We start from the raw sequence: 25,588 nt of genomic DNA, 5'->3' as shown, positions 1-25,588 counted from the left end.
TGTGTTCTGGAATCACCTCCTCGAAGAGCCTCTCACAATACTCCCAGAGGAGTCTTGGAGGCGATTCCGCGTCGAACGCGACGGCTTCCCGATGTGGTCCATCGCGGCCGTTCGATACTGAAAATGTGCTGTGCCGAGATTGCTGTGGCCTTCGTCTTGGTGTCAGCCACAATGAAACTCCGTGTTCGGATCGGAGTAGTCGATCCTGAACTCGTCGTGTGGTGGGACGAGCTTCCAGTGGACTTCGATCGTCGGCGATGCGGGACCGCTCGGCGGAACGACACGGTGTGGATCGATTGTAGCGACGAGATATCGTTTTTGGATCGCGTCCGGTTCGAACCGGACGGCAGTTATCTCCGCTTGCCGTTTCAGGATGTCTTTGAGCGTTTGGTAGAGCGCCGGATTTTCCGCTCCCGGCCCGTTCATACAGATGCCGAACGCGGATCGCTGGGAAACCGATCGTGAAGGCGAAGGGCGTCCTCGACGAGCCGACGACGCGCCGCGAGATGTTCCCATTCACGAGCGGTACGACGACGCTCGCCGCCGTCCCTACTGTCGTCTCCACTCGCGAGACTCGCTCGCAGCTGATTCGGTGTTTTGACGTCGTATTTGTCCTTCCAGCCGGCGATTTGCTCGTTCATGTCTTCGAGACTGGCGGCAAGTTCGTCGGGTGAGTGTGAGTCGTAGAGCTCACGCATCTCGACGAGATACTGACCGACCGGATCGGGCTCGTAGGTCGTTTGCCGACCTCGCGAGTCCGTGCGTAGTTTTCCGTCGTCGACGAGCCGTTCGAGATACTTCGTTGCCGTCTCGTGGGCGACCTCTGCCTCTCCGGCGATCCAGTTGGCCGTTCGGGGCTGACCGACCGTGAGCGCAACCGCCTCGACACGCTCGGCCGCCGACAGACTCTCGGTCCAGTTTCGATTCGGCTCGTCGCTCATGACTTCGTCTAGTCATCCCATGCAGAAATAAGTTGAGACGATTCGGTTTATTCCGAACTCCCGTCTCGATCCGTCTGGACTCCGGTTCGAGAGCGGTCCGACAGCGATATTTGGATTACCTCCGTTCGGCGCGTTGTCCTTTCCGATTCGTGTGCCATGTAGTTCGCCACTTCCGACCGTCCGGATCGCCTGGTATGCGACCCACTCCTTTTTGCCGCCTTGGCTACGAGCGTCGCCGTGCTCGTCATCGAGAACGCGACCGTCGTCGACGCGACCGGTGCCCGAGAGGGGCCACTGACGATCGAGAACGGCCGGATCGAACACATCGGGAAAGCTCCGGACGACCCCGACGACGTCATCGACGGCGGTGGCGGCGTGATCGCCCCGGGGCTGATCGACTCGCACGTCCACGTCTCGATGGATGGCCGAGCCGATACCGCGTCGCTGACTGGGCAATCACCATCGACGCTCGCCTACCATGCCGCCGCGAACCTCGAACGGACGGTCCGTGCGGGCGTGACGACGGTTCGCGATCTCGGCTCGCCGGGGACTCTCGGGCCGGACACGCGCGATGCGATCGCCGAGGGGATCATCGACGGCCCGCGCGTGATCCCCTGCGGTTCGCCAGTCGTCATCACCGGCGGTCACGGCCACTGGTTCGGACGGGAAGCCGACGGGCCGGCCGAGGTGCGAAAAGCAGTCAGGGAGCAGTTGAAGAACGGGGCCGAGGTGATCAAGACGATGGCGAGCGGTGGCGTGCTCACCGAGGGTGCCGACATCGGCGGTCATGAGATGTCGCCCGACGAACTCGAAACGCTCGTCGCCACGGCGAACGCGAAGGACCGCCCGACCGCGGCGCACTGTCACAGCACCGAGAGCATCGCCAACGCGACGGCCGCCGGCATCGACAGCATCGAACACGGCACCTTCATGGACGACGCGACGGCGGCGGCGATGGCCGACGCGGGAACGTACTGGGTGCCGACGGCCTCGGCCCTCCACGGGATCGTCGATCACGGCACCGACGCCGGAATCCCCGACTGGGCGGTCACGAAGGCTCGGGAAGCGACCGACGCTTTCGAGGACGCATGGACGCACGCGCTCGACCACGACGTCCCGATCGCGATGGGCACCGACGCCGGCACGCCGTTCAACGATCACGCCGACGCCGCCCACGAGCTCGAACTGATGGTCGAGTACGGACTGGATCCCGAACGGGCCTTCGCGGCGGCGACGGTGAACGCCGCCGACCTCCTCAGGCTCGAAGACGTCGGAACGCTCGAACCGGGCTCCCGTGCCGACTGTGTCGTGCTCGACAGCGATCCTCGCGAGGACGAAAGCGCATACTGCGACCCGCAGGCGGTCGTCGCGGATGGCACTGTCGTTCGGTGAGCGGCCACCGACACAGTTACGCGATTCACGCCTGCCGTCGCTTTCCGATTTCAGGTCGGAATTCCCGCTGATAAAGATAAGTGATCGGCAGCCATAGCGGCTCGCATGGGCTGGTTGCGCAGACACTCGCTCGCGATCTCGTCGATCGTGTTGCTGGTCTCTAGCGTCCTGTTGGCCGTCGTGCTCGGCTACGCGGGGTTGGTCGCCTACTCGGGACTCGCGGCGGGTACAGCGCTCGCCAGCGTGCTCACGGAGCTCGCCGTCCCCTATCTCCCGATCGTGGCATTGCTGCTGGTGCTCGTCGTCGTCTCCGGGACCGTCGCGACGTGGAGCGCGCTGCGCCGGCTGTCGATCCCGAGAAGCGAGCGGTTCGGCACCGCGGCCGAACGGATCGAGCAACGCTATCCCGCCATCGATGGATTGGGGATCTCCGAGTTCGTCTCGCCGCCCGAACCGACGACCGAGGACGCGCTCGCGGACCTGAAGCGACGGTACGTCGCCGGCGAACTCGACGAGGCAGCGTTCGAGCGAAAGCTCGACCGCCTCGTTGCTAACGAATCGGTCGACGACGTCCGTGCTGAGCGCGAGCGGAGAGCCGTTCTGGACGAATCCTCGAACGGTTCCGGTCGTTGAACGGCGACGGACTCCGATGGGTCTCCATCGATCCGATCGATCGAGTCCGCACATCGGCGAAAGAGTGTGATTCGCGTGGCTCTTGGAATCCATAATGAGCGAGAAGACACGCAAACGTTCACCGCGCAAGTGTCGTAGTCGATGCCGGGAACCACTCCCCTACGCTGGAGACCATCGATGAGCGATGCGAATCCAGACATCGAGGCTCACGACATTCGCCTCAGTGTCGACGTCGGCGGGACGTTCACTGATGTCGTCCTCCTCGGTGGCGACGACCTCACGACCGCGAAGGTGCCGAGCACCGCGGACCAGAGTGAGGGCGTGATCGAGGGCATCGAGAAAGCCTGCGCCGAGGCCGCCGTCGCCCCCGAAGAGATCGACTCGTTCGCCCACGGGATGACCGTCTCGGTCAACGCCCTCCTCGAAGAGGCTGGCGCGACGACGGCGCTGGTCACGACCGCCGGATTCAGGGACGTCCTCGAGATCGGCCGCCAGGACCGGCCCGCGCTGTACGACCTCGACGCCGAGAAGCCGACGCCACTGGTCCCCCGTCGGCGACGGTACGAACTCACCGAACGCGCGACCGTCGACGGCATCGAGACGCCGATCGACGAGGACGAGGTGCGGGCACTCGCTGCCGAACTCGACGAGGATGTCGAATCCATCGCGGTCTGTCTGCTCCACGCGTACGCCCATCCCGACAACGAGCGCCGTGTCGCCGAACTCCTCCGCGAGGAGTGTGACGCCCACGTCTCGGTCTCCCACGAGGTACTGGCGGAGTTCCGCGAGTACGAACGCACCGCCACGACAGTCGCCGACGCGTACGTCACCCCGGCGATCGACAGCTACATCCGTCGGCTCGAAACCCGTGCCGAGGAGTTGGGCGTTCCCGCACCGCGCGTAATGCAGTCCAACGGCGGCATCGCCGACCCGACGACCGTCCGCGAGAACGCCATCACCACCGTCCTGTCAGGACCGGCGGCGGGCGTCGTCGGTGCCGAAACGACGGCTACCGGCCAGGCCGACGATCTGGAGGGGCTCATCACCTTCGATATGGGCGGGACCTCCTCGGACGTGAGCCTCGTCCGCGACGGCGATGTCGAACGCACGACCGACGCCACGATCGATGGCCGTCCGATCGGCGTGCCGATGGTCGATCTCACGACCGTGGGTGCTGGCGGCGGTTCGGTCGCGTGGGTCGATACGGGCGGCGCGCTGCGCGTCGGCCCCGAAAGCGCGGGGGCGAATCCAGGGCCTGCCTGCTACGGCCGCGGCGGCACCACGCCGACGGTCACGGACGCGAACGTCGTCCTCGGCTATATCGGCGGGAGCTCCGCGCTCGGCGGCGAACTCGAACTCGACGAGGAGGCGGCCCACGACGCGCTCGCCGCTCTCGCCGACGAAGCCGACCTCGACGGGCCGGTCGAAGCCGCCCGTGGGGTCTACCGCGTGGCGAACGCGACGATGACCCGCGCGATCCGCTCGATTACCGTCGAGCGTGGTCACGACCCCCGCCGGTTCGGCCTCGTGGCCTTCGGCGGCGCGGGACCGATGCACGCGACTGCGCTGACCGACGCCCTCGATATCGAACGGGTCGTCGTCCCGCGTGCCTGTGGCGTGCTGTCGGCCTACGGGCTCCTGGCGGCCGACGAGAAACACGACGCCGTTCGTACTCACCGGACATCGCTCGCCGATCTCAATACCGATGCCGTCGAGACCACCTACGACGAGATCGCCGCACGCGTCAGCACGGATTCGTCGGATCCGGACGCGGCCCGCATCAAGCGGGCGGCCGACTGTCGATACGCCGGCCAGAGTTTCGAACTCACGATCCCTGTCGAGGAGCCGATCGATCCGGACGGGCTCGCCGAACGGTTCCAGCAAGCCCACGAGACCGTCTACGGCTATCGGATGGACGATGCGGTCGAACTCGTCACGCTCCGGACGACGGCCACCATCGAGCGCGAACCGACGACACCCACGTACGTCGGCGACGGCGAACCACGAAAAGACAGCCGAACGGTGATTTTCGGTGATGAACGCTACGAGACGCCGGTCTACGCTCGCGAAGCCCTCGCCACCGACCACGAACTGACCGGCCCGGTGATTCTTGAAGGTGGCGAGAGCACCGTCGTCGTGCCACCGTTATGGAGCGGGACGATCAGTACGGACGGCACGCTCGTCCTCGAACGGGAGGTGAGTCGATGAGCAGTGACGAGCCGGCACTCGATGCGGTCACGCTCGAAATCATCCGGAACCAGCTCGAAGGCATCGCCGAGGAGATGGGCGAAGTGCTCATCACGAGCGCGTACTCGCCGAACATCAAGGAACGTCGGGACTGCTCGACCGCGCTGTTCGACGCCGACGGGCGGCTCGTCGCCCAAGCCGAACACATTCCTGTGCATCTCGGTGCGATGCCCGAGGCGGTCGCCGCGGTTCTCGACCACGATCCACGTCCGGGCGACGTGTTCGTGCTCAACGATCCCTTCGCCGGCGGAACGCATCTCCCGGACATCACGATGGTCTCGCCGATCACTCTCGGGGAGGACGCTGCCGACGACGAGATCGTCGGCTACGCCGTCTCGCGCGCTCACCACGCCGACGTCGGCGGGATGACGCCCGGGAGCATGCCGGCCGGTGCGCGCGAGATCCACCAGGAAGGGCTGCGCCTCCCGCCGACGCGACTCGTCGAGGGTGGCGAGATCGACACGGATGTTCGCGAGCTGATCCTCGCGAACGTTCGCAACGCCCGAGAGCGCTGGGCGGATCTGCGCGCCCAGCTCGCGGCCAACGAGCGCGGCGGCGAGCGCCTGCGATCGCTGCTCGACGAGCACGGCCGCGAACAACTGCTCGCCGCGTTCGATGCGGTGATCGACTACTCGCGCGAGCGGATCACGAGCGAACTCGCCGCCCTGCCCGACGGCACCTGGAGTGCGAGCGATGCCCTCGAAGGCGATGGCGTGACCGACGCCGAGATCCCTGTCGAGGTGCACGTCACGCTCGACGGCGGCAAGGCGAAGGTCGATTTCACGGGCACGGCCGACCAGGTCGCGGGCAACCTGAACGCGCCGCTCGCGGTGGCCAAGAGCGCCGTCTACTTCGTGTTTCGCTGTGTGACCGATCCCGAGATCCCGCCGAACCAGGGCTGTTACGAACCGATCACCGTCACCGTCCCCGAGGGAACGCTACTGAATCCCGAGCCGCCAGCGGCTGTCGTCGGCGGCAACGTCGAGACGAGCCAGCGCGTGACCGACGTCACCTTCGCCGCGCTCGCCGACGCCGCACCCGAGGTGGTGCCCGCAGGCGGTCAGGGAACGATGAACAACCTCACGATCGGCGGGCGGACCGACGGCGGGAACGAGGAGTTCTCGTACTACGAGACGATCGGCGGCGGTTTCGGTGCCCGGCCCGACAAGGACGGGATGGACGGCGTCCAGGTCGGCATGACGAACACCCTGAACACGCCCGTGGAGGCGCTCGAAGCGGCCTATCCGCTCACCGTCGAGCGCTACGCGCTCCGCTCGAACAGCGGCGGCGCGGGACGCTATCGCGGCGGACTGGGGATCGAGCGCTCTGTCAGACTCGAAACCAGCGCGACGGTGTCGCTACTCACCGAACGACGCCGCATCGCACCCCGTGGCATCGCCGGCGGCGAGGACGGCGCGACCGGCGAGAACCGCATCGACGGGGAGCCCGTCCCGGCGAAGACGACCCGTGAGGTGGCGGCCGGCACCACGGTTACCGTCCGCACGCCTGGCGGTGGCGGTCACGGCGAACCCGCCGAGCGTGATCCGGAACTCGAAGCCCGCGATCGTGCGGACGAAAAGACGGGGGTCGACGAGCCATGACTGGTTGGCGCGCCCGGCTTGGGCTCATCGTTCCCTCCTCGAACACGACCGCCGAACCGGAGCTGACGACCGCTTGCCCGGCGGGGACGAGCGTCCACGCCGCCCGGATGCCTCTCGAAGACGTCACCGCGGACGATCTCGACGCGATGGCCGACCGCGCGATCGAGTGTGCGGAGCTGCTGGCTCACGCCGGCGTCGATGTCGTGGCCTACGACTGTACGACCGGCAGTCTCCTGCACGGACACGGCTTCGACGCCGAGCTGGAAGCGGAGATCGCGACGACGGCGGACTGCCCGGCCGTGGCGACCGCGCTCTCGGTCGAGCGGGCTCTCGATGCGCTCGACTGCCGGCGTATCGCTCTCGCCACACCGTACGTGGACGATCTCACCCAACGGGAGGTGGCCTACCTCGAAGAAAGCGGCCGCGAGGTCGTCGCCGTCGACGGACTCGAAATCACGGCGAACACCGACATCGGCGCACTCACGCCCAAAGACGCCTACCAACAGGTCGACACGCTTCTGGCCGACGCCGACGATCCCGACGGCGTCTTCGTCTCGTGTACGAACTACCCGTCATTGCCGGTCGTCGAGACCCTCGAAGCCGATTTCGGGCTGCCGGTCGTCACCAGCAACGCGGCGACGCTGTGGGATGCGCTCCGGACGGTCGATGTCGATACTGCCGGTTCAGGCCAGTTGTTCGCTCGCGGACGGTAGCACGGTCCACGCACCGTCTGTTTCGAGCAGTCGTCAGGGTAACGCTCGTCGTCATCTCATACGTCGTCTGGATCGAGGACGGTGCACCCAAGTGTCATCCTCCCCGCCCTACCGCTCGCCTGACGGCTCGCTCCTTGAGAGATGGGCTTTGATGTGAGAGTTATTTGGTCGCCGATTGCTTGACTGTGTCAGTCGGCCACAGATGTCCATGCAGAAGATGTTCCGTGCCGGATTGTTGGTTTATTTCGAATTATCGTTTTCAGAACCTTTCTCTATCTCATCAGCTTCGTCCTCCGCCTCGGACTGGACGCTCTCCATATCGACGTCCGTGTCGAGTTGCTCCTCGTCGACGGCCGATTCGAGCGTCTCGCGATCGGTCACCGCGCCGATCCCCTGCTCCTCGACGGCCGATTTGATCTGATCGGTGTCGATCGCCGAATCGACGTTCTCCTCGCTCGTTCGCGATTTGAGCGCCCGCTTGACGACCACGTATCCCACGGCCGCTGCACCACCGGTCGCGATCGCACCGGGGATGCCGGCGCGTTTGTAGCCATGCTTGACCGCCTTCTTGCCGAGTGCGAGTCCGATCATTACACCGAAAATCGTTGCTCGGCGATCAAAACATCGGGGCGCTCGTTTGCAAGCACGTTGACATCCTCCCCGCCCTAAAGGGCGAGGATTCCCCGAAGGGGATATTGGGGTTGCGCGTTTCCTCGGCACTCAAGTTCCCGTTCGGGAGGTGCTTCAGCGGTTGCCGCCCAATTGTGACCGAGGGCGTGCGTTCCAGCGCGTGCAGCCGTGTCAAAGCGGCCTTCCCACCCGCACACGGCGGGCGTCAACGACGGCAGGTTGTTCAGCCTGCTGGGGAGCACGGTTCGACTCAGCCGAACTGTTAGCCCGTGCATGGTTCCCCCTCTCTGACGGCGATGTTCGCCGCCGCGTTCAAATCCGCGTGACGCTCGTACCCGCACGACGGACACACGAAGTGGTCGCCGTTGCGGTCGCCGCGTTCACCACACCGAGAACAGGTCTGGCTCGTGTACGCAGGGTCCACGCTTTCGACGCGGATACCCTCGCGTTCGGCCTTGTAGGTGATGAACCGGCGAAGCTGGTCGAAGTACCACGAATGGACGCCCGACCATCCAGTCCGGTCGCGGATACCTTCGAGGTCTTCGAGGCGAATCAGCGGATTGTCGAACTGTGCGGCGAACTCCACGAGTCGTTTCGAGAGGGTGTGATTCAGGTCACGGATACGGCGATGTTCTTTGTCACCCACGCGGTTGCGAGCACGAAGTGCTCCCGCTTCCGCAAGCGAATCGCGTAGGGAACGAAACGTTCGCCGGACGTACCGTGCTTCTTTACCTGAAACCAGCATCGACTCATCGGAATGCGGTTCGTGAACAGCAAGGATGTGACGCTCGCCGATGTCCACGCCGATAGGCGTCTCACCGTCCGCTTCGGCGTCGTACTCGACGGTGAACGAACAGAACCAGTCGTCGCCACGGCGGTACACTTGTAGCCGCGACCGCTCGGCTTCACCGTTCACGAGGTGTTCGACGGGTTCGCGGATGTGGTCATGTACCTCGATAGGCGTGTACCACCACTGGTTGATGCAGGGGAATCCGACGACGACCGAACCGTTATCGGTGCGGTCAATCTCCCAGTTCTGGTTGTTCGTGGCGAACGGTTGCGCCGCCGTGTAGGTGAGCGCACCGTCGCGGTTGTGGTCGGCTTTCGCCTCACGGATGGCCTGATTCTGGATGGCGGAGTAGAGTGGCGAGTCGATGCTTCCGGTCGTGATGGATTTGCCGAACTCGTTGGATTCCCACCCGTCGATGAGAAACTGCTTCACATCACGATACTCGTGTATGGCCTGTTGCCACTCGCGGCGGCGCTTTCGCGTCGGATGCGAAAACTTCGTCGTCACGGTGGCGGTCACGGCCATTACATATGTAATTAGAGATGGAGATACTTGAACGCTACGACCAATATCCGGTCGCACGACACACGAAACCGGCGGTTGCATAGTCACAGAATCAGCTTACGGCGCGTATCCCCGCCGTGAACGGCGAGGCTTTGCGCCTGTCTTTCACGTAACCCGACACAGCTTACGCGATTCACCCGGGAGGTCAAACCCCGCGGCACTCTCGCCGTCTTTTCTGTAGCGAAACCAGCGCTATCGGAACTGATCGAGATCACGCTGGAGGCTCACGAGCTCGGCGCGCTGGGCCGCGAGGTTGGCGATGTGGTCGTCGAGCGCGTCGAGTGCACTCTGAACCTCCTTACCGATCGCGTCGAGATCGCGACTGCCGGCCTCGATGCGGGCGCGACGGATGTGCTTGCAGTCGGCTTCCCGATAGATGAAATCGGGACAGGTACAGGACGGCTTCCGGATGTCGACGAGATACTCGACACCCTCCTCGCTGTAGACCTGATAGACGTCGGGTCCATGCTCGATGACGGTCAGGCGCTCCGAGAGCGCCCGTCGATCGCGCTTGTCGATCTCGTGCTTGAACGGTTGCGTTGCGAGTGCTTCGTCGTAGGACGGGGACGTGCTCATGACTGAATATCCGATTCGGTGATCAGCCCCGCGTTCGCGACTCGCATCACCGCCTCGTCGTCGCGACGGTTCTCTCGGTCTGCGGTCACTGTCATATATCATTGAAGGTACTCCACTGGGATAAGACGTCGTTAACAGCATACTGGAAGTGAAGTCACCACGATTGAAACGGTCGAAATCACTCGGTAGTGGTGCTGTGGCGGTGATCAGTGACACATTCGCCCCGTTGGCTCCATTGTGGATCGAGACAACCCTCGTTGCCATCGTTCCCGTACAGCCGATCGGCGTCCGCTGCGGTTCGAACGTCCGATCCACGAACGGAGGACGGTACAATCGACGATGGCTCGTCACGGAGGCACGTAGAGAAGACGGGGTATCGAGGCTCAGTCGCCCGTCGACTCCCCGCGCGTGGCCGACTCGAACGCCTCGTCGATGGACGAATACTGTGCCTCGTCCTCGGGATAATAGCAGGCCGCCGTGTGTCCACCATCCGCCGTTTCGTCCGCGCTCGGTTCGGACTCCCGACATTCCTCGCTGGCTTTCGGACAGCGTGGGGCGAACGCACAGCCCTGGGGAAGATCGACCGGATCCGGCGGTTCGCCGTCGAGGAGGACCCGGTTGCGGTCGACCGAGGGATCCTTCTCGGGCGATGCCGAGAGCAACGCGTTCGTGTAGGGGTGTTTCGGTGCCGACACGACCGCTCCGGTTCCGCCCATCTCGACGATCCGGCCGAGATACATGATGGCGAGCCGGTCGGAGACCTGTGTGAGACTCGCGAGATCGTGCGAGATGTAGATGATGCCGATGCCCGCCTCGGTCGCGAGCTCCCGCAGGAGGTTGAGGAGGTTGACCTTCAGGGAGACGTCGAGCATCGACGCGGGTTCGTCACAGATCAGGAAGTCCGGATCGAGTACGAGCGCACGAGCGATGGCGACGCGCTGGCGCTGGCCGCCCGAGAGCTCGTGTGGATACTGATCGAGGAACTCCGCAGCGGGCGTGAGACCGACCCGTTCGAGCGTTTCGACGATCGCCTGCTCGCGCTCGTCGGTCCGGTAGTCGTGGATCGTCAGCGGTTCGCCGACGAGCTCCCTGACACGCTGACGCGGGTTCAACGCATCGTAGGGATCCTGGAAGACGAACTGCATCTTCCGCCGGAACTTCTTCATCTCCCCGTCGCGATACTCCTCGAACGATTTCCCGTCGAAGGAGATCTCGCCGTCGGTCGGCTCTTCGAGCAGTGCGATCGTCTCGCCGAGCGTGGATTTCCCACAGCCCGACTCCCCGGCGACGCCGAGGATCTCCGAACGCTGGACGTCGAGCGAGACGCCATCGACCGCCCGGACGTGCGCTCGCTCCTCGCCCCGAAGCCGCGCCATGAGCGGCTGGCTTTGATCATAATGCTTTTCCAGTCCGTTCGCTTCGAGTAGCGTCTCGTCGGTCTCGGCTGTCGTCGCCTCGTCCTCGGTGATCCCCCACGTCGCCGGATCAATGGCGTCGCGGCGCATCCGTGCTGCCTGCTGGACGTGATGGCAGGCCGAACGCTGGTTGCGGTTCGGGAGGTCGACCACGTCCGGATGTGAGGCCTCGCACTCTTCGGTGGCGAACGGGCAGCGATCGACGAAGACGCACGACGAGGGGTCTTCGGTGAGGTTCGGCGGCGATCCGGGGATCGACACCGGGTTCTCGTCGGTGTCGTCGACCGACGGAAAGGAGTTCTTCAGCCCCATCGTGTAGGGGTTCGCCGGGTTGATCAGCACGCTCTCGACGCTCCCCTGCTCCATCACCTTGCCGCCGTAGAGCAGCGACAGTTCGTCGCAGGTCTCGGCGATGACGCCGATGTCGTGGGTGATCAACAACAGCGAGCTGTCGATGCGCTCCTGGATGTCGAGGATCGTGTCGACGATCCTGTCCTGGACGATGACGTCGAGGCCGGTCGTCGGTTCGTCGGCGATAATGAGCTCCGGATCGAGTGCAAGCGCCATCGCGATCGTCACGCGCTGGCGCATCCCGCCGGAGAACTCATGAGGATAGTCGTCGATGCGGTTCGGATCGAGCCCGACGCGTTCGAACAGTTCCCGAACGCGATCACGTGCCTTCGCCGACGAGACGTTGCGGTGTTTCTGGATCGCCTGTCTGATCTGTGCACCCGTCGTCATCACGGGATCGAGCGAATCCATCGCACTCTGTGGGATGTAGGCGATCTCCTCCCAGAGGACGTCGCGGCGTTGTTCGGTCGAGAGCGCCGTCAGCTCCGTTCCCTTGAACTCGATCGTGCCGGATTCGACGGTTCCGTTGTCGGCGAGCAGACCGAGGATCGCCTCGGCGGCCGTCGATTTCCCGGAACCGGACTCGCCGGCGAGGCCGTAGTTGACGCCCTCGTCGATGCTGAACGAGATGCCGTTGACCGCGTGGATGGTCTCGTCGTCGGCGCTGTACGTGACCGTGAGATCGGTGATGTCGAGCAGTGTCATTGGCTGGATTGAATTTCGGGGTTGATTCGTTCCTCGTACCGTCGGCCGATGAGGAACACCGATGTCGTGACGGCGGCGATACCGATGGCGGGCGGCAGCACCCACCACCACGCGACCCGGATCGCGCCGGAAGCGAACACCTGCCGAAGCATCCGCCCCCAGCTCGTCGCGGTCGGATCGCCGAAGCCGAGAAACGCGAGGCTGGCCTGGAGCGAGATCGACCACGCGATCCCGTAGGCCGTATACAGGAAGCCCGTGGCGAGCACGTTCGGAGCGATGTGGTAGAACATCGTCCGCAGGTGGCCGGCCCCGCTCGCGCGCGCCGATCTGACGAACGTCCGATTTTTGACCGCGAGCACCTCCGATCGGACGACCCGCGCGGGCATCTTCCAGAGGAACAGCATGATGATGAGCGCGATGAGCCAGACGTTCGGCCTGACGAACGTCAGCAACAGCAGCGCCATCGGCGTCAACGGCAGCGAGAACGTCAGATCCGTCAGCCGCATCAGCAGCTCGTCGACGTAGCCGCCGAAGTAGCCGCTCGTCAGCCCGACGAGGAAGCCGATGACGCCGGTGCCGATGCCACCGACCAGTCCGACGATGAGCGTCGGCCGCGCCCCCGCGAGGAACTGGCTGAACACGTCCTTGCCGAAGGCGGTGGTGCCGAACCAGGAGTCGAGATTCGGGGCGTCGAGCACCGCGATCGAACCGCTTGCCGTCCGGGCGCTGTACGCGACGGGATCGTGTGGCGCGAGCAGCGGGCCGAACAGTCCGAGAAAGCCGAACAGCGCGATGACGACCGCACCACCGAGGGCGAGCCGGTCGCCGGCGAGAAAGCGGAGCTGATCGACGATCCAGCCGTACCGACCCACGAGACGCTCGCGAACGGAGGCCGAGCCGGTGCTCATCATGTACCACCCCCGGTCGTCGAGACGGTCGGATCGAGATACTCGTAGAGGCTATCGGCGACGAGGTTCATCACGATGACCGCGAGCGCCATGATGAACACGGCCGCCTGGATCAGCGGGTAGTCCTGTTGGCGGATGGCGACGACGAGCAGCCGGCCGATGCCGGGCCACGCGAAGACGACTTCGAGCAGGATGAGCCCCTGGAACACCATCCCCAGTCTGAGCGCGAAGTAGGTGATGATGGGCAGCAGCGAGTTCCGGCCGGCACGGAGAAGCTGCTCAACTTCGGTGAGACCCTTCGCCTCGTGGAGTTTGAGGAACGCCGATCCCTTCTTCTCGACGACGCCGTTGCGCGCGAGCAACAGGAAATCACCGCTGTAGAACAGGACTGCCACGGTGAACGGCAGGACGTAGTGATGCAGGAAATCGACCGAGAGGTAGGTCTCGATCAGTCCGTCGGGCGAGGCCGTCAGGCTCCGCATCCCGAACGTCGGGACGAGCCCGAGCTGATAGCCGAAGACGATCAGCAGGAAGATCGCCGTGATGAACACCGGCGTCGACCGGAGGAACGTCGTCACGACGATGCTGAGCTTCTCGGTTATCGAGCCGCGGTTCCAGCCGGCGTACATCCCGAGCAGGCTGCTCAGAACGGCGGTCGTGATCAGCGCCGGGATGAGCAACAGTAGCGTGTTCAACAGTCGCGGCCCGAGGATCGCCCAGACCGGCTGGCTCCGGCGTATGGAGTAGCCGAACTGGAAGGTCAACAGGTTCTCGACGTATTTGATGTACTGCTGGAGAATCGGCTCGTTTAGCCCGTAGGCCGCGATGATCTCCTGTGCCTGCTCGGGCGTGAGATTGCCGGTCGTGATCAGCGTCTCGAACGGCGAACCCGGCAACAGTCGGAGGATCACGAAGATCACCGAGATGGCGACGAGGGTCAACACCGCCGCGATCGCGGTCCGTTTGACCAGGAACCGCTGGAAATCACTCATCGGCGACCACCGTGGCCGCGATTCGGCTCCGTCCACCGTGCCTGTCGTGTCGCTGTCGGTATCGTCATTGTGACTCCGTCCCTTGTGTGTTCGAGAAATCCGGTTGCCCGAGTTCAGTGCGCCGTTTGTGCGTGTTCCCGTTCTGAATGCGCTCGACGAACGCCGCCCACGCCTGTCCCTCGGGGAATTGAAGGGTGCCCTCGTCGCTCCACGTGTAGCCCGCCTTTCGCAGGATGGCTCGCGCCGCCGAGCGGTCGTAGCCGTAACGCTTTGCGTTCGGGTTGTGCCACGTATCGAGCAGCGGCGAGATCGGGTTCTCGCCCTGGACCGTCGCCCGGCCGTTGAGGAACGTGTCGACGAACCCCTGCTTGTCGATCGCCTTCGCCAGCGCGACACGGAACTCCTTGTCGCGGATGAGCGGCACCGAAAACATCAGCTTCGTATCGAGTGGGGCGAAGTTCTTGGCGGACATCTTCGAGATCGCCGCGGGCTGGCTCGCCCGATCGGCCTGCGTGTTCGAGAGCACGCCGCCGACAGCGTCGATCTCGCCGCTCTGGAGCGCGCCGATCATCGCCGTGCTGTTTGCGACGTTGACCCAGAGCACGCTCTCGATACCGGGGCCGCCCTCGAAGTAATCGCCGAGCGCCTTCGACCGGAACTCGTCGTTCCACATCCAGTTGTTGTCCCAACGTTCGACCCGGAACCGGGTCCCCTGACTCCAGTCGACGAACTTGAACGGACCGGTGCCGACGGGGTTGTCGGGGTTGTACTGGGTGGGCGAGCTGACGTCCTTCCAGCGATGTTTCGGGATGACGGTGCTCTGAACCACCCCCTGCGTCATGAACGTCGCGTCGGGGCCGGTGAGATTGAATCGAACCCGTCCGCCGTCCGTCCGCGAGAGGATCTCGGTGCTCTCGACCGGTTCGTAGAACGGGACGACGCTGGTCGCGCTGTGCTGTTCGAAGAAATCGAGCGAGAACGTGACGTCCTCGGGTGTAAACGGCTTGCCATCATGCCATTTCACCCCGTCACGGAGATCGACCTCGACGGTAGTGTCGTCGACGAACCCGCCGCCGGTCGCGAGCGCGGGGATCACGTCGAGGTCCGGCGAGGCGTCGAACAGCCCGTCGTAGATGTATTTGAGGCGGTACTCCTCGGCACCGCCGGCCGACCACGGCTGATTGAGCGAGTTCATCGACGTGGTCGTCCCCTTGACGTAGCTCCGATCACCCGTCCGCGGTTGGAGGTTGACCTCCGTCCACTGGAAGGTGTCCCGGGTCGGGCCGGGACCGGGCGTCGGAACGTATCCGTTGAAATTACGCGTGTTCGCCGCGGTGATCACGTCCGGAAAGAGGCTGATGATCGCGCCGACGTCCTCGGCGAAGATCGCCTGGATCTCCCGCACGAGTTCGGCCCGTCGTTGCTCGTCCTCGGTGATTTCGTCCTGTTCGTCGAGGAGTTCGTTGATCCGCGGGTGCCAGTAGTTGTCGTAGTTGAACGGACTGTCCTTTGAGCGCCGCGTCAACAGTGCATTCGGTCCGATCCCGCGGACCGGGTCCGGGCCGTGGGTGCTCATCGAGAACACGTGTTCGAGTCCCGGCGTGTCCCAGCTCTGTGCGTACAGTTGGTTCAGCGGCCGGTCGACGATGCGAGCGGGAGCGCCCAACGCGTTGACGCTGCTCTTCATCATCAGCGCGTGCTGTTTGCTCCACGGGTCGTCGTCGCTCGAAAACTCCATCGTCAGCGTTTCGAGCGCTGCTCCCGCACGTGCGGTGTAGTCGAGCGGGGGACCCTCGGCCTGTGTCGCGTCGTCGAGTGTCGGCCAGTCGTGCCAGTATTTCGTCTCGACGCTCGCGGGCGTTCCTTTCGGAACGTCGGCGTCGAGGGTGTTCCCGGCGTCGCGCCCGCCGAGAGCCGAGCTACAGCCCGCGAGCATCGACAGGCCGGCGGTGCCGGCCGCGGCGGCGAGCCATCGTCGACGGCTGATCCGCCGCGTGCTGGTGGCATCGGTCGGTTCGTGGTGGTCGTTCGGTACCATGCTACGAACTGGCGAATGGAAGGTGTCTCATTGAAACTACTCCCGATACCCGTCGGTCACGACCGATCTTTATATACCAGTACTTTGCACCGGCCAGCATCTGCTGATCGTGCTACTACTCGCGTGAGCCGTAGAGCAGCGCGAGGAGGTTTCGTTCTGCGACCCGCAGTCGCTCGCTGGCTGTCGACTGGGAGACGTCCAGCGCCTCGGCGATCTCGTTCGTCGACGCCGTTCGCGGAACGTCGAAATAGCCCAGTTCGTAGGCGGTTTCGAGCACCGCGAGCTGTTCGTCCGCGAGCTTCGTCGTGACGAACTCGGTTATTCGGCCACCGTCCAGCGGCTCGCCGGGGTTCTCTATTTGACTCACGCTCTGCAGCTCGAACGCACCCAGTGATTCTTCGAGATCGTCGGCGAGCGCCCGAAACGACTCCCAGTTCCGCGCGGTCACGACGGCCTCGAACTCGTTCCCCTGGAGAACGATCCGGTTCGGGATCGCCTCGCGGCGCAGCACCAGTCCGAGGATGAACGGATACGACTCGTTGGCGACGAGCGTGAGCCGACGGACGACGATATCGGACGGCCCGGTCGGAATTTCGTGCGTGTAGAACATCCGCACGCCCCAGATGTCCGCGATGGCGTCGTGGGGATCGAAATCAGTCGTCGAGGATATGGTGAGCGATTCGATCCACTTCCCGTCCTCGATGTAGAAGGCGTTGTCGAGCTCGATGCTACGGACGCCGTCGACGCGAGAGCCGAGCTTTTCCATCACACCGGTCGGGACGGTGCGGAATTCGACGCGAAGGATCGCTGATCACTCCGTACCACCCTCATCATCAACCGCGGTATATGCCTCACGGAACGCGCCGTCGACGGTCTCTCACCCGACAGTACGAAAACTCCTGTCGGGCGATCCGATGAGGGGAACTCGCCCTTCTAGTGGGAGGGAATGTCAAAACAACGATATTGTTTGGCACGAACGTTTATGATGTCGGCATGCGTACCTCTCTGCCAATGGGGACTGTTACCACAACCCCGTCCGAGGAGGCCCGGTCGATATTCACGGAACTCGGCTACACCGTCTCGGGCAGCGGCTGCGAGCTCAGAGCCGAACGCAAGTGGCGCGTCGTCCGCGTCACGGCCGCCGACGAGGCGACCGAACTGCCCGAATCGGGCGAGCTTCGCTGTTTCGTCGCGTGGATGGACGCGGCCCACGATCTCAGGGACCGCCTGCTCGACGCCAAACCCGACTACGACTGGGCAGTCATCGGTGTCGACGGTACGGGCGAGTACGACGTGCTCCACCCGTCGCTCGGGCCGACGCTGCTCGCCTAGTTCGACAGCTCTTTTCGCGCCGCCGCGAGTCCCGCGTCGGCGTCGATCCCGTCGCTCTCGCCGAGAACGTCGCCGAGCGCGCCGAGAACCGATAACACGTTCGAGCGGCGCGCAGAATGGCCCATACAGCCGACCCGGAGGATCTCGCCGGAGAGATCGCCCAGCCCGCCTGCGACCTCGATATCGTAGCCGTCGAGCAGCGCGTCGGTCACGTCCGCGTCCTCGACGTCGGCGGGCAGGCGAACGGTGTTCAGGCTCGGCAGCCAGCTCGTGCTCGCGAGTTCGAGGCCCATCGCCTCGATGCCGGCTCGGAGCCCGTTCGCGACGCGTTCGTGGCGCTCCCAGCGCGCTTCGATCCCTTCCTCGGCGGCGAGGCGCAGCGCCTCCCGCAGCGCGTAGACGTTCGTGATCGGCGCTGTGTGGTGGTAGGCACGCTCCTCGCCCCAGTAATCGGTGAGCTCGGTGAGATCGAGATACCAGGAGTTCACCGACGATTCACGCCCTTCGATCTTCGCCATCGCCTGCTCGCCGAGCGTGAGCGGGCTCGCCCCCGGCGGCGCGGAGAGACACTTCTGGGCGGCCGAGTACGCCGCGTCGACCTCCCACTCGTCGACTTTGAGCTCGACGCCACCGAACGTCGTCACCGCGTCGACGATGGTGAGCGCGTCGTTGTCGTGGGCGAGTTCGGTGAGCGCCGGCACGTCGGGCTGGAGCACACCGGTGCTCGTCTCGCCGTGGACGAACGCCAGCAGGTCGGGATCGTGAGCGTCGAAGGCCGCACGCACGTCGTCGATATCGAGCGGTTCGCCCCACGGGGCGTCGACCGTCACGGTCTCGCCGCCGACCCGCTCGACCATCGACGCCATCCGCCCGCCGAAGTAGCCGTTGCCGGGGACCACGACCGTGTCGCCCGGTTCGGTGAGGTTCGCGATGGCGGCCTCCATCGCCGCCGAGCCGGTCCCACTGATCGGGATCGTCCACTCGTTGTCGGTCCGGAAGACGTATCGGAGGAGGTCCTGGACTTCGTCCATCAGATCGACGAACGCGGGGTCGAGATGACCGACGAGCGGCGTGGCCATCGCGCGGCGAACGCGCGGGTGGACGTCGCTCGGGCCGGGACCCATCAGCGTTCGGTTGGGCGGGGTGAGTTCACCCACCGCGGGTCGTTCCATACCGGGGTGATTCGGGCAGCGTTGAAATGCCGTTCGTTTCGTGATGCTGACGATCCCACCACGAACGGTTTATGCCCGTCCCGGCCGTCAGCAGCGGTATGTTCGTCGGCCACGCACTGGGTGCGTTCGCGACCGTCGCGGGCGGAGCGCGCCTGGTCGGCTGCTCGCGCAAGCGCTCGTTGGCCCTCGGCGCGTCGGCGGGCGCGTTCGCCACCGCCCCCGACGTCGACATCCTCTACGCGCCGGTCGGGCTGGCCTCGGCCAGCGGTGTCGCCGACGCCGCCGAGAGCTTCTGGTCGGCCGGCAACCTCGTCCACCGCGCCGTGACCCACTCGCTGGTCGTCGGCACGGTCGTGGCCGTCGCGCTCTGGTTCTGGAGTCGTGCACGGAGCGAAGCAGCAAGCGACGGGAGCGACGAGTCGCCGCCGAACAGCGAGCGTCTCCGCTCGCTGTTGAACGCCGAGAGCGGTGGCGCACTGGTCGCGCTCGGCGGGCTGGTCGCGGTCGCCGGCGTCGTGAGCGGGCCACTCGGCGCGCTCGTGATGGCCGCGTTCGCGCTCACGAGCCTCGCGATCGCCGAACTCGGTGCGCACTACGGCGATCTCGGGCCGAAAGCGATACTGTTGACGGCGCTGATCGGCTTCATCAGCCATCCGTTCGGCGATCTGTTCACCGGCGAACCGCCACACATGCTCTACCCGTTCGCCACTCGGCTCGTGAGCGAGCGTATCGTCCTCACCGCCGATCCGACGCTGCATCTGCTCGGCTCGTTCTGGCTCGAACTGCTCACCATCTGGCTCGCGGCGATCGTCTACTGCGAGCTCACCGACCGCAGCCCGACGAGCTACATTCACGGGCGCGCGACGCTCGGGGTCGCCTACGCGGTGGCCGCGCTCGCGGTGCCCGCGCCGACGGTCGATTCGTCCTACGAGTTCGTCTTCAGCGTGCTCGCGGTTGGTGCCGTCGGGCCGGCCCCGCTCGTCCGCCGCCTCCGTCGATCCCGACGAGCGCTCGACGGCGAGAGCGTGTTGACGGCCACACTCACCGGGCTGGCGGCGGTGACGCTCGCGTCGATCGCCTACGCCGCCGTCTATCTCGTGCTCTGAGGGGAGGGATGAAGTCCCCCGCCGACGAAGGCGAGCCATGTCACGCGCGGAGCTCGACCGACTCCTCGAAAGCAAGCGGGCCAACGCCCTGCTCGCCTGGACCTTCGTCGCGTTCGTCGCCGTCGTCGCGGTCGTCTCGCTGGTTCGCGGCCGGCTGCTCTGGGCGATCTTCGCCGCGAGCATCGTCGTGCTCTCGGTGCTGCCGGCCGTCGCGCTCCGCTCAGCGCTGGTGATGGTTCCCTGGGAGGTGCTCGCCCTCGCAGCCCTGCCGACGCTCGCGCGTGCGTTCAGTCCCCCAGTCAGCGGGGTTGCGACCTATCTCGCGGTGGCGGCGCTCGCGCTCATCGTCGCGGTTGAACTCCATCTGTTCACGTCCGTGGAGATGAGCTATCGCTTCGCCGTCGGCTTCGTCGTGATCGCGACGCTCGCGGCCGCGGGCGGCTGGGCGGTCATCCGCTGGGTCGCCGATCTCTATCTCGGCACCGGCTTTCTCGGCTCGGAGGACGCGCTGATGTGGGAGTTCGTCGCCTCGACGGTCGCCGGCGTCGGTGCCGGCCTCTTCTTCGAAGGGTACGTCCGTCGGCGACTGCCGCCCGAACGGCTGCCCGAGGTGGCTCGATGAGGCTGCGCGATCGGCTCGGTATCTCCGAACGCCGCCAGCGCCAGCTCACGCGCGCGATGGAGGTCGGCCTCGTCGGCATGTTCGTTCTCGGCCTCCTGCAGGGCAACACGACCGTCATCGTCAATACGCTGCTCGCGCTCGGGGTGACGCGACTGCCCGGAATACTCCAGCGTGATTACGGCATCCCGATGGACGCGGGGCTGACGCTCTGGATCACGGCCGCGGTCTTCCTGCACGCCTTCGGCGGCGTCGGCCTGCCCTGGACGTCGCTGTCGCCCTACCAGTCGCTGTGGTGGTACGACCATCTCACCCACGGGCTGTCGGCGTCGGTCGTCGCCGCCGTCGGCTACGCGGCCGCCCGCGCGCTCGACGTCCACAGCGAGGAGGTCTCCTTTCCCTCGGAGTTCATGGTCGTGTTCATCTTTCTGTTCGTGCTCGCCTTCGGCGTTCTCTGGGAGGTCATCGAGTTCACCGTCAGCTCGCTCTCGGCGCTGATCGGCTCGGGCACTGTCCTCACCCAGTACGGGCTCGAAGACACGATGCTCGACCTCATCTTCGATACGATCGGCGCGGCCGTCGTCGCCATCTGGGGCGGCGCACGACTGAGTGGCGTCGTCGATGCCATCGTCGCACGGCTCGACACCCGCGAACGCGAGACCGGATAGCCGTCCACAACCGAGTGAGAAGGGCCGCGAAGTGGGGTTTTATACTCCTACCGGCTGAAGCGCATGCCGCGATGGTCTACAAGAAAATCACGATGATCGGAACGAGCGACGACGGGTTCGAGGCGGCCGTCGACGATGCCGTCGACCGCGCCGAGGACACGCTCAACAACGTCAAATGGGCGACGACCGAGAACCTTGGCGTCGAGATCGCCGAAGTCGACGGTCGCGAGTATCAGGCCGAAGTCGAGATCGCCTTCGAACTCGACGAATAGCGGTTCAGTTCTAGATTTTTCCGCTCAGGCGAGGCTCGCACCGTCGAACTCGCTGCGGTCGTAGTCGATCTCCATGAGATCGAGCAGCGTCGGCGCGACGTCGAAGAGGTCGGTGTCGCCGCCGATCCGGGCGGTCGGGTCGTCGACGAGCAGCGTGGCGTTGTCGAAGCTGTGCATCCCGTTGCGCGGACCGGTGTCGAAGACCTCGTCGTGGCCCGAAAAGCCCGCTTTGAGGTCGAAACCGTGGTTCGGGATCGCCACGAGATCGGGGGCGATGTCGTCGTGCGCGCCCCGGAAGGCGTCGCCCTTCTCGACGACGCGCTCGCAGACCTTCCGACCGTCGGGGCCTTCGAGCGTTTCGAGGGCTTTCTTCAGTTCGGTGCGCTTGTCCTCGTAGTCCTCTTCGGCCACTGCGCCGCGTGGCTCGCGTCCTTCGAGATTGATGTAGAACCGTCCGGGGATGAACGCGTATGCCTCGGTGTCCTCGGAGATGTCCGCGAGGCTGTCGTGATCGTCCTCGCCGTACGAGAGCCAGCCCTCGCGCTGGAGCCATTCGTTGAAGTGGACCTCGTGGTCGAGGCTGGTGAAGCCGTGATCGGCGGCGACGACCATCGTCACGTCCTCGGGCAGCATCTCGCGCAGACGGCCGAGGTAGTCGTCGACTTTGCTGTAGATGTCGAGGAACTCCTCTTTGTACTCGCCGTCCTCCTCGTAGTGTTTGAACAGGAAGTGGTTCACTCGATCGGTCGTCATGAACACGCCGAAGAAGAGGTCCCAGTCGTCCTGCTCGATGTAGTGGGAGAACCCCTCGAAACGGCCGTCGAGAGTCGCGTGGGCGTCCTCGACGAAGTCGGTCTTGTCGTCGTCGTGGCCGAGCTTCGCGTTGTTGTCGATCCGGTAGCCGGTCCCGTTGAGCGTCTCGCGCAGTTCGTCGGGGTAGGCAGCCTCGTCGACACCCGGCGAGAGAAAGCCCGAGACCATCCGCTGGACGTCGCGCTGGGGCGGGAACGTGACGGGCACGTTCATCACGGTGGCGTCGCGGCCCTCCTCTTCGACGCGATCCCAGACGCGGGTCGCCTGCACGTCACGACCCATCGGCACGTAGGTGTCATAGGAGCCGATCTCGCGGTCCTGGAAGCCGTACACTCCCGTCTCCCCGGGGTTGACACCCGTCGTGAGCGCGGGCCAGCAGGCGCTCGATTCGGGCGGTACGATCGAATCCATCGGGCCGGCGCTGCCCTCCTCGGCGATCGCGGTGAGGTTCTCGAAGACGTCGGGGTTGTCTTCGATCAGGCTGTACGGAACCCCGTCGATGCCGAAGAAGGCAACCCGCGGAGCGTCGTCGCCAGTGAGGCGGTCGAACAGTCCCATGAGTGGGTCAGTTCGGGCGCGCACAAAGAAGATTCGTTTCGATCTCCTTATCTAATTTCAGGCGCTGACCTTCCGAGATTTCGGCGTGTCAGCTAACTGGACCACGAGCGATAGGCTTAAGCGTATCTACCACCGGCGTGTGGCTTCACCGCCGACCGAGATGAGAACGCCGCGTGGAACGTCCTCCAACGCGGTGTCGAAAAACGGATATAGGCATGGGCACTGCCGAATCAACGCCTGCGGAGACCGTGGTCCCTACGGCGACCGCCTTTCAGTCGGTCGCTGCAAACCACGTCACGGAAACAGGAAGCCCCACCCTCAAGCGTAAGCCGTCAGGCGAGCGGTAGGGTGGGGAGGATGTCACTCGTGGTCGGCCAGCGGCCGGCCACAGGCCGGACAGCGCACGATATGCTGCTCGTGCTCGTCGTCGGCGCTGTCGGGGACCACCGTGGGATGATCCAACGCGACCGTGGTTCGTTTCGCTGCCATCACACCAGCACTACCGGCCACGTACGCAAAAGACTACCCATAATTCCAACACATTCGTGGGGAACACCGGATAACTACGAGGAATATCCTGAACGATTATCGTAATTTTCCGACGCTGTTCGCCGCACACGAACCACGGAGCTTCCCCATCGAAGCCATTTATGTACCCGCTCTCGAAGCGCTTCTCGAATGGCGGTGAGTATCTCCCCGCGTCAGAACCGGCTGGCTCGGAGACGTCGATCGTGATTCGACGGTCGCGGTTGTGGGCCGTCCTGCGCGACAGTCGCTCGCTGTGGCTGCTCGTCGTCTTCGCCATTGCGATCGCCACTCACGCGGAAACACTTCAATACTGGTTCGTCGCGACCGATACGCTGCCGCTGATCGAAACCAGTCGCGTGCAGAGCCCGAGCGGCGTCGCCGAACTGTTCACACAGCCGTTGATGGCGGGCACGGATTTCGTCGATACTGCGCTGTTCTACCGGCCGGTGTCGAGCCTCTCGTACACGCTCGAATACGCAGTCTGGGGGCTCTCACCGACCGGCTATCACCTCACGAACCTCCTGCTCCACGGGACCGCAGCGGTGCTTGCTGCCGTCACCATCGCCGAGATCACGCGCCGGCCCGCCGTCGGCTATCTCGGTGCGGTCCTCTTCGCCATCCATCCGCTCACGGCCGGTGTCGTGCCGCCGATCGCCCGCCGCCAGGACGTGCTGCTGACGGTTTTCGTTCTCGGTGCATTCCTCCTGTTCATCCGTAGCCGTCGCGCGAACTCCCGCCGGCTGCTTGTCGGGGCGCTCGGTGCGTATGCAGCGGCCCTCGGAACGAAGGAGCCGGCAGTCGCCCTTCCGGGGATGATCTTCATGTGGCTCGTCCTCTATCGAGGGATCGACGAGTGGCGATCAACCCTCCGGCGGGCCGTGACGGGAACGGTCCCGTTCGTGGCGGTGACCGTCGCCTACGCCCTCGTTCGGCTCGTCGTTCTCGGTGGGGTTGGCGGCTACCGCGCCAGTGCTGCGTCGGGACCGGGACTCGCCATCCTGTTCGTCCCGCTCAAATATCTTCGATGGGTGTTCCAGCCGACGGACGTCGTGGAGAGCGTCCTCACCGCTCTCCCGCGATCGGTACTCCTCGTGGCGGTGCTCGGCGGTGCGGCCATCGGCCTCGCACTCGTTCGGTACGCCCGGCGTCGCGGTCTCGACACAGTCGGACTGGTGGCGCTGGTCGTCGCCAGTGTCGCCGTCGAGGGGATGCTCGGGGTACACCTGCTGGCTCCCGCCATGGAAACCGTGCTGCCGTTCGACCCGACCGAGTCGGCCATCGCGATCGGCTATCTCGTCGATTCGCTGTTCATCGTCGGCTGTATGGCAGGGCTACTGGCGGCGATCCGCGGCTGTCGGACCCTCAACTCGTCGATGCGGACCCATCTCGTGTTCTTCGCCAGCTGGTCGGTGATCGTCCCCGGACTGCTGCTGGCGACCGGTGCTGGCATCGGCGATCCGTTGCGGATCGACGATCAGATCCAAACCGGCTATCTCTGTCTCGTCCCGGCAATGGCCGCCCTGAGTTTGCTCGGGCTCACTGCCGCCGAAGCGGTCGCCGCTGCGATTCGGTCGAGGACGGCCCGCATCGATGCGACCGTCGCACTCCTCGTGCTCACAGTATCGTTGGTTCTCCCGCTCGTCGTGACGTCTCCCCTCATCGTATCGAATGGTGATTGGAACGCCGCAGGCCAATTGAACCAGCAGCTTCTCACCGGGCTCAAGGACGAACTCGACGGAACAGCGGCCAACGCGCCAGTCCGCCTGCTCGCCCAGCCGACGACCGGCAGTGCCGATCCACCCCACACGACGTCGGTCAAACGGCTCCAGTCGTACTCGTTCGAGGCGTGGTTCGAGCTCCAGGAGCCACCGCAGAACAGGGCGGTCGAACTGGTCGGCCATCACGAACTGCGGCCACCGTACGACCGCCTTTCGGTCGAAGCAACGAGGGAGAACGGAACGGTCGTCATCAGAGCCGCCCCAGAATGTACTAGTGTCTTTATGCTGCGTCCCAATGGTCGCTAG

The 25,588-nt window shown here is 64.9% G+C and carries 24 protein-coding genes and 1 pseudogene; 12 read left to right on the top strand and 13 right to left on the bottom strand.

The genetic code is table 11. The features are described from left to right. Positions 1-162 precede the first annotated feature (162 nt). Together NO363_RS01360 and NO363_RS01355 are read right to left on the bottom strand one after the other, a co-directional pair. The gene (locus NO363_RS01360) at positions 163-426 is read right to left on the bottom strand and encodes a hypothetical protein (RefSeq protein ID WP_256686295.1); all 264 of its coding nucleotides are present in this window, start codon (positions 424-426) and stop codon (positions 163-165) included. Continuing rightward, a complete protein-coding gene (locus NO363_RS01355; RefSeq protein ID WP_256686294.1) occupies positions 423-941 on the bottom strand; it encodes a DUF7342 family protein in 519 nt (172 codons plus the stop codon). Before NO363_RS01355 ends, NO363_RS01360 begins: the two co-directional genes overlap by 4 nt. A gap of 237 nt (positions 942-1,178) precedes the next feature. On the opposite strand from NO363_RS01355, the gene NO363_RS01350 reads away from it, so the two are divergent. From NO363_RS01350 to NO363_RS01330, 5 genes are all read left to right on the top strand, one after another. Further along, complete coding sequence (locus NO363_RS01350; RefSeq protein WP_256686292.1) at positions 1,179-2,333, top strand: metal-dependent hydrolase family protein; 1,155 nt, start codon at positions 1,179-1,181, stop codon at positions 2,331-2,333. Positions 2,334-2,438: 105 nt separating this feature from the next. Next, positions 2,439-2,966, top strand: a complete 528-nt coding sequence (locus NO363_RS01345; protein ID WP_256686290.1) for an SHOCT domain-containing protein — start codon at positions 2,439-2,441, stop codon at positions 2,964-2,966. Positions 2,967-3,143: 177 nt separating this feature from the next. Further along, positions 3,144-5,174, top strand: coding sequence for a hydantoinase/oxoprolinase family protein (locus NO363_RS01340; RefSeq protein ID WP_256686288.1), 2,031 nt, complete (start codon positions 3,144-3,146; stop codon positions 5,172-5,174). After that, complete coding sequence (locus NO363_RS01335) at positions 5,171-6,814, top strand: hydantoinase B/oxoprolinase family protein (RefSeq protein ID WP_256686287.1); 1,644 nt, start codon at positions 5,171-5,173, stop codon at positions 6,812-6,814. The genes NO363_RS01340 and NO363_RS01335 overlap by 4 nt, the downstream gene beginning before the upstream one ends. Continuing rightward, positions 6,811-7,527 (top strand): maleate cis-trans isomerase family protein, encoded by a 717-nt coding sequence (locus NO363_RS01330; RefSeq protein ID WP_256686285.1) that lies wholly within the window; start codon positions 6,811-6,813, stop codon positions 7,525-7,527. Before NO363_RS01335 ends, NO363_RS01330 begins: the two co-directional genes overlap by 4 nt. A 240-nt stretch (positions 7,528-7,767) precedes the next feature. Here NO363_RS01330 and NO363_RS01325 read toward each other — a convergent pair whose 3' ends face one another. The 8 genes from NO363_RS01325 to NO363_RS01290 all read right to left on the bottom strand — a co-directional run bounded on the left by NO363_RS01325 (position 7,768) and on the right by NO363_RS01290 (position 17,262). Further along, a complete protein-coding gene (locus NO363_RS01325; protein WP_256686284.1) occupies positions 7,768-8,118 on the bottom strand; it encodes a hypothetical protein in 351 nt (116 codons plus the stop codon). A 301-nt stretch (positions 8,119-8,419) separates the two neighbouring features. Beyond that, positions 8,420-9,472 carry an RNA-guided endonuclease TnpB family protein gene (locus NO363_RS01320; RefSeq protein ID WP_256686282.1) on the bottom strand — a complete coding sequence of 351 codons (1,053 nt, stop codon included), beginning with the start codon at positions 9,470-9,472 and terminating at the stop codon, positions 8,420-8,422. Between the two features lie 231 nt (positions 9,473-9,703). Next, the gene (locus tag NO363_RS01315) at positions 9,704-10,087 is read right to left on the bottom strand and encodes an SWIM zinc finger family protein (protein ID WP_256686281.1); all 384 of its coding nucleotides are present in this window, start codon (positions 10,085-10,087) and stop codon (positions 9,704-9,706) included. Between the two features lie 383 nt (positions 10,088-10,470). Then, positions 10,471-12,558 (bottom strand): dipeptide ABC transporter ATP-binding protein, encoded by a 2,088-nt coding sequence (locus tag NO363_RS01310; protein ID WP_256686279.1) that lies wholly within the window; start codon positions 12,556-12,558, stop codon positions 10,471-10,473. Next, positions 12,555-13,466 (bottom strand): ABC transporter permease, encoded by a 912-nt coding sequence (locus NO363_RS01305; protein ID WP_256686277.1) that lies wholly within the window; start codon positions 13,464-13,466, stop codon positions 12,555-12,557. The genes NO363_RS01310 and NO363_RS01305 overlap by 4 nt, the downstream gene beginning before the upstream one ends. Then, on the bottom strand, positions 13,466-14,458 hold the full coding sequence (locus tag NO363_RS01300) for an ABC transporter permease (protein ID WP_256686276.1): 993 nt from the start codon (positions 14,456-14,458) through the stop codon (positions 13,466-13,468). Before NO363_RS01300 ends, NO363_RS01305 begins: the two co-directional genes overlap by 1 nt. A 64-nt stretch (positions 14,459-14,522) precedes the next feature. Next, on the bottom strand, positions 14,523-16,496 hold the full coding sequence (locus NO363_RS01295; protein ID WP_256686274.1) for an ABC transporter substrate-binding protein: 1,974 nt from the start codon (positions 16,494-16,496) through the stop codon (positions 14,523-14,525). A gap of 115 nt (positions 16,497-16,611) precedes the next feature. After that, complete coding sequence (locus NO363_RS01290) at positions 16,612-17,262, bottom strand: helix-turn-helix domain-containing protein (protein WP_256686272.1); 651 nt, start codon at positions 17,260-17,262, stop codon at positions 16,612-16,614. Positions 17,263-17,507: 245 nt separating this feature from the next. Between NO363_RS01290 and NO363_RS01285 the strand changes: the two genes are divergently transcribed. Then, positions 17,508-17,828 carry a DUF7116 family protein gene (locus NO363_RS01285; protein ID WP_256686270.1) on the top strand — a complete coding sequence of 107 codons (321 nt, stop codon included), beginning with the start codon at positions 17,508-17,510 and terminating at the stop codon, positions 17,826-17,828. On the opposite strand, the gene NO363_RS01280 is transcribed toward NO363_RS01285, so the two are convergent. Beyond that, positions 17,825-19,000 carry a pyridoxal-phosphate-dependent aminotransferase family protein gene (locus NO363_RS01280; protein WP_256686268.1) on the bottom strand — a complete coding sequence of 392 codons (1,176 nt, stop codon included), beginning with the start codon at positions 18,998-19,000 and terminating at the stop codon, positions 17,825-17,827. The two genes, NO363_RS01285 and NO363_RS01280, sit on opposite strands and share 4 nt — an antisense overlap. Positions 19,001-19,071: 71 nt before the next feature. Here NO363_RS01280 and NO363_RS01275 point away from each other — a divergent pair, with 71 nt between their 5' ends. From NO363_RS01275 to NO363_RS01260, 4 genes are all read left to right on the top strand, one after another. Further along, entirely contained in the window at positions 19,072-20,106 is a 1,035-nt protein-coding gene (locus tag NO363_RS01275; protein ID WP_440939889.1) for a metal-dependent hydrolase, read from the top strand. A gap of 37 nt (positions 20,107-20,143) precedes the next feature. Continuing rightward, the gene (locus NO363_RS01270) at positions 20,144-20,728 is read left to right on the top strand and encodes a hypothetical protein (RefSeq protein ID WP_256686265.1); all 585 of its coding nucleotides are present in this window, start codon (positions 20,144-20,146) and stop codon (positions 20,726-20,728) included. Continuing rightward, positions 20,725-21,393, top strand: a complete 669-nt coding sequence (locus NO363_RS01265; RefSeq protein WP_256686264.1) for a DUF2238 domain-containing protein — start codon at positions 20,725-20,727, stop codon at positions 21,391-21,393. The genes NO363_RS01270 and NO363_RS01265 overlap by 4 nt, the downstream gene beginning before the upstream one ends. Positions 21,394-21,464: 71 nt before the next feature. Beyond that, a complete protein-coding gene (locus NO363_RS01260; protein ID WP_004053820.1) occupies positions 21,465-21,665 on the top strand; it encodes a dodecin in 201 nt (66 codons plus the stop codon). A gap of 24 nt (positions 21,666-21,689) precedes the next feature. Here the strand turns inward: NO363_RS01260 and NO363_RS01255 are convergent, their stop codons facing one another. After that, entirely contained in the window at positions 21,690-23,036 is a 1,347-nt protein-coding gene (locus NO363_RS01255; protein ID WP_256686263.1) for an alkaline phosphatase family protein, read from the bottom strand. A gap of 132 nt (positions 23,037-23,168) precedes the next feature. Here NO363_RS01255 and NO363_RS14140 point away from each other — a divergent pair. Continuing rightward, positions 23,169-23,383, top strand: a pseudogene (locus NO363_RS14140) (RNA-guided endonuclease TnpB family protein); the annotation flags it as partial. 13 nt (positions 23,384-23,396) lie between these two features. Here the strand turns inward: NO363_RS14140 and NO363_RS01245 are convergent. Next, entirely contained in the window at positions 23,397-23,525 is a 129-nt protein-coding gene (locus tag NO363_RS01245; protein ID WP_004053815.1) for a hypothetical protein, read from the bottom strand. Positions 23,526-23,686: 161 nt separating this feature from the next. Between NO363_RS01245 and NO363_RS01240 the strand changes: the two genes are divergently transcribed. Further along, positions 23,687-25,588 carry a hypothetical protein gene (locus NO363_RS01240; protein WP_256686262.1) on the top strand — a complete coding sequence of 634 codons (1,902 nt, stop codon included), beginning with the start codon at positions 23,687-23,689 and terminating at the stop codon, positions 25,586-25,588.

It is taken from the genome of Halococcus qingdaonensis, from assembly GCF_024508235.1.
Classification (GTDB): Archaea; Halobacteriota; Halobacteria; order Halobacteriales; family Halococcaceae; genus Halococcus; species Halococcus qingdaonensis.
The sequence above is the reverse complement of the archived record's forward strand: the minus strand, read 5'-3'. Positions and strand labels throughout refer to the sequence as shown.

Excerpts from the sequence above, each read along its gene's own strand:
- NO363_RS01360 (WP_256686295.1), bottom strand. The coding sequence starts at position 426 with ATGAACGGGCCGGGAGCGGAAAATCCGGCGCTCTACCAAACGCTCAAA.
- NO363_RS01355 (WP_256686294.1), bottom strand. The coding sequence starts at position 941 with ATGAGCGACGAGCCGAATCGAAACTGGACCGAGAGTCTGTCGGCGGCC.
- NO363_RS01345 (WP_256686290.1), top strand. The coding sequence starts at position 2,439 with ATGGGCTGGTTGCGCAGACACTCGCTCGCGATCTCGTCGATCGTGTTG.
- NO363_RS01340 (WP_256686288.1), top strand. The coding sequence starts at position 3,144 with ATGAGCGATGCGAATCCAGACATCGAGGCTCACGACATTCGCCTCAGT.
- NO363_RS01335 (WP_256686287.1), top strand. The coding sequence starts at position 5,171 with ATGAGCAGTGACGAGCCGGCACTCGATGCGGTCACGCTCGAAATCATC.
- NO363_RS01330 (WP_256686285.1), top strand. The coding sequence starts at position 6,811 with ATGACTGGTTGGCGCGCCCGGCTTGGGCTCATCGTTCCCTCCTCGAAC.
- NO363_RS01325 (WP_256686284.1), bottom strand. The coding sequence starts at position 8,118 with ATGATCGGACTCGCACTCGGCAAGAAGGCGGTCAAGCATGGCTACAAA.
- NO363_RS01320 (WP_256686282.1), bottom strand. The coding sequence starts at position 9,472 with ATGGCCGTGACCGCCACCGTGACGACGAAGTTTTCGCATCCGACGCGA.
- NO363_RS01315 (WP_256686281.1), bottom strand. The coding sequence starts at position 10,087 with ATGAGCACGTCCCCGTCCTACGACGAAGCACTCGCAACGCAACCGTTC.
- NO363_RS01310 (WP_256686279.1), bottom strand. The coding sequence starts at position 12,558 with ATGACACTGCTCGACATCACCGATCTCACGGTCACGTACAGCGCCGAC.
- NO363_RS01305 (WP_256686277.1), bottom strand. The coding sequence starts at position 13,466 with ATGAGCACCGGCTCGGCCTCCGTTCGCGAGCGTCTCGTGGGTCGGTAC.
- NO363_RS01300 (WP_256686276.1), bottom strand. The coding sequence starts at position 14,458 with ATGAGTGATTTCCAGCGGTTCCTGGTCAAACGGACCGCGATCGCGGCG.
- NO363_RS01295 (WP_256686274.1), bottom strand. The coding sequence starts at position 16,496 with ATGGTACCGAACGACCACCACGAACCGACCGATGCCACCAGCACGCGG.
- NO363_RS01290 (WP_256686272.1), bottom strand. The coding sequence starts at position 17,262 with ATGGAAAAGCTCGGCTCTCGCGTCGACGGCGTCCGTAGCATCGAGCTC.
- NO363_RS01285 (WP_256686270.1), top strand. The coding sequence starts at position 17,508 with ATGGGGACTGTTACCACAACCCCGTCCGAGGAGGCCCGGTCGATATTC.
- NO363_RS01280 (WP_256686268.1), bottom strand. The coding sequence starts at position 19,000 with ATGGAACGACCCGCGGTGGGTGAACTCACCCCGCCCAACCGAACGCTG.
- NO363_RS01275 (WP_440939889.1), top strand. The coding sequence starts at position 19,072 with ATGCCCGTCCCGGCCGTCAGCAGCGGTATGTTCGTCGGCCACGCACTG.
- NO363_RS01270 (WP_256686265.1), top strand. The coding sequence starts at position 20,144 with ATGTCACGCGCGGAGCTCGACCGACTCCTCGAAAGCAAGCGGGCCAAC.
- NO363_RS01265 (WP_256686264.1), top strand. The coding sequence starts at position 20,725 with ATGAGGCTGCGCGATCGGCTCGGTATCTCCGAACGCCGCCAGCGCCAG.
- NO363_RS01260 (WP_004053820.1), top strand. The coding sequence starts at position 21,465 with ATGGTCTACAAGAAAATCACGATGATCGGAACGAGCGACGACGGGTTC.
- NO363_RS01255 (WP_256686263.1), bottom strand. The coding sequence starts at position 23,036 with ATGGGACTGTTCGACCGCCTCACTGGCGACGACGCTCCGCGGGTTGCC.
- NO363_RS01245 (WP_004053815.1), bottom strand. The coding sequence starts at position 23,525 with ATGGCAGCGAAACGAACCACGGTCGCGTTGGATCATCCCACGGTGGTC.
- NO363_RS01240 (WP_256686262.1), top strand. The coding sequence starts at position 23,687 with ATGTACCCGCTCTCGAAGCGCTTCTCGAATGGCGGTGAGTATCTCCCC.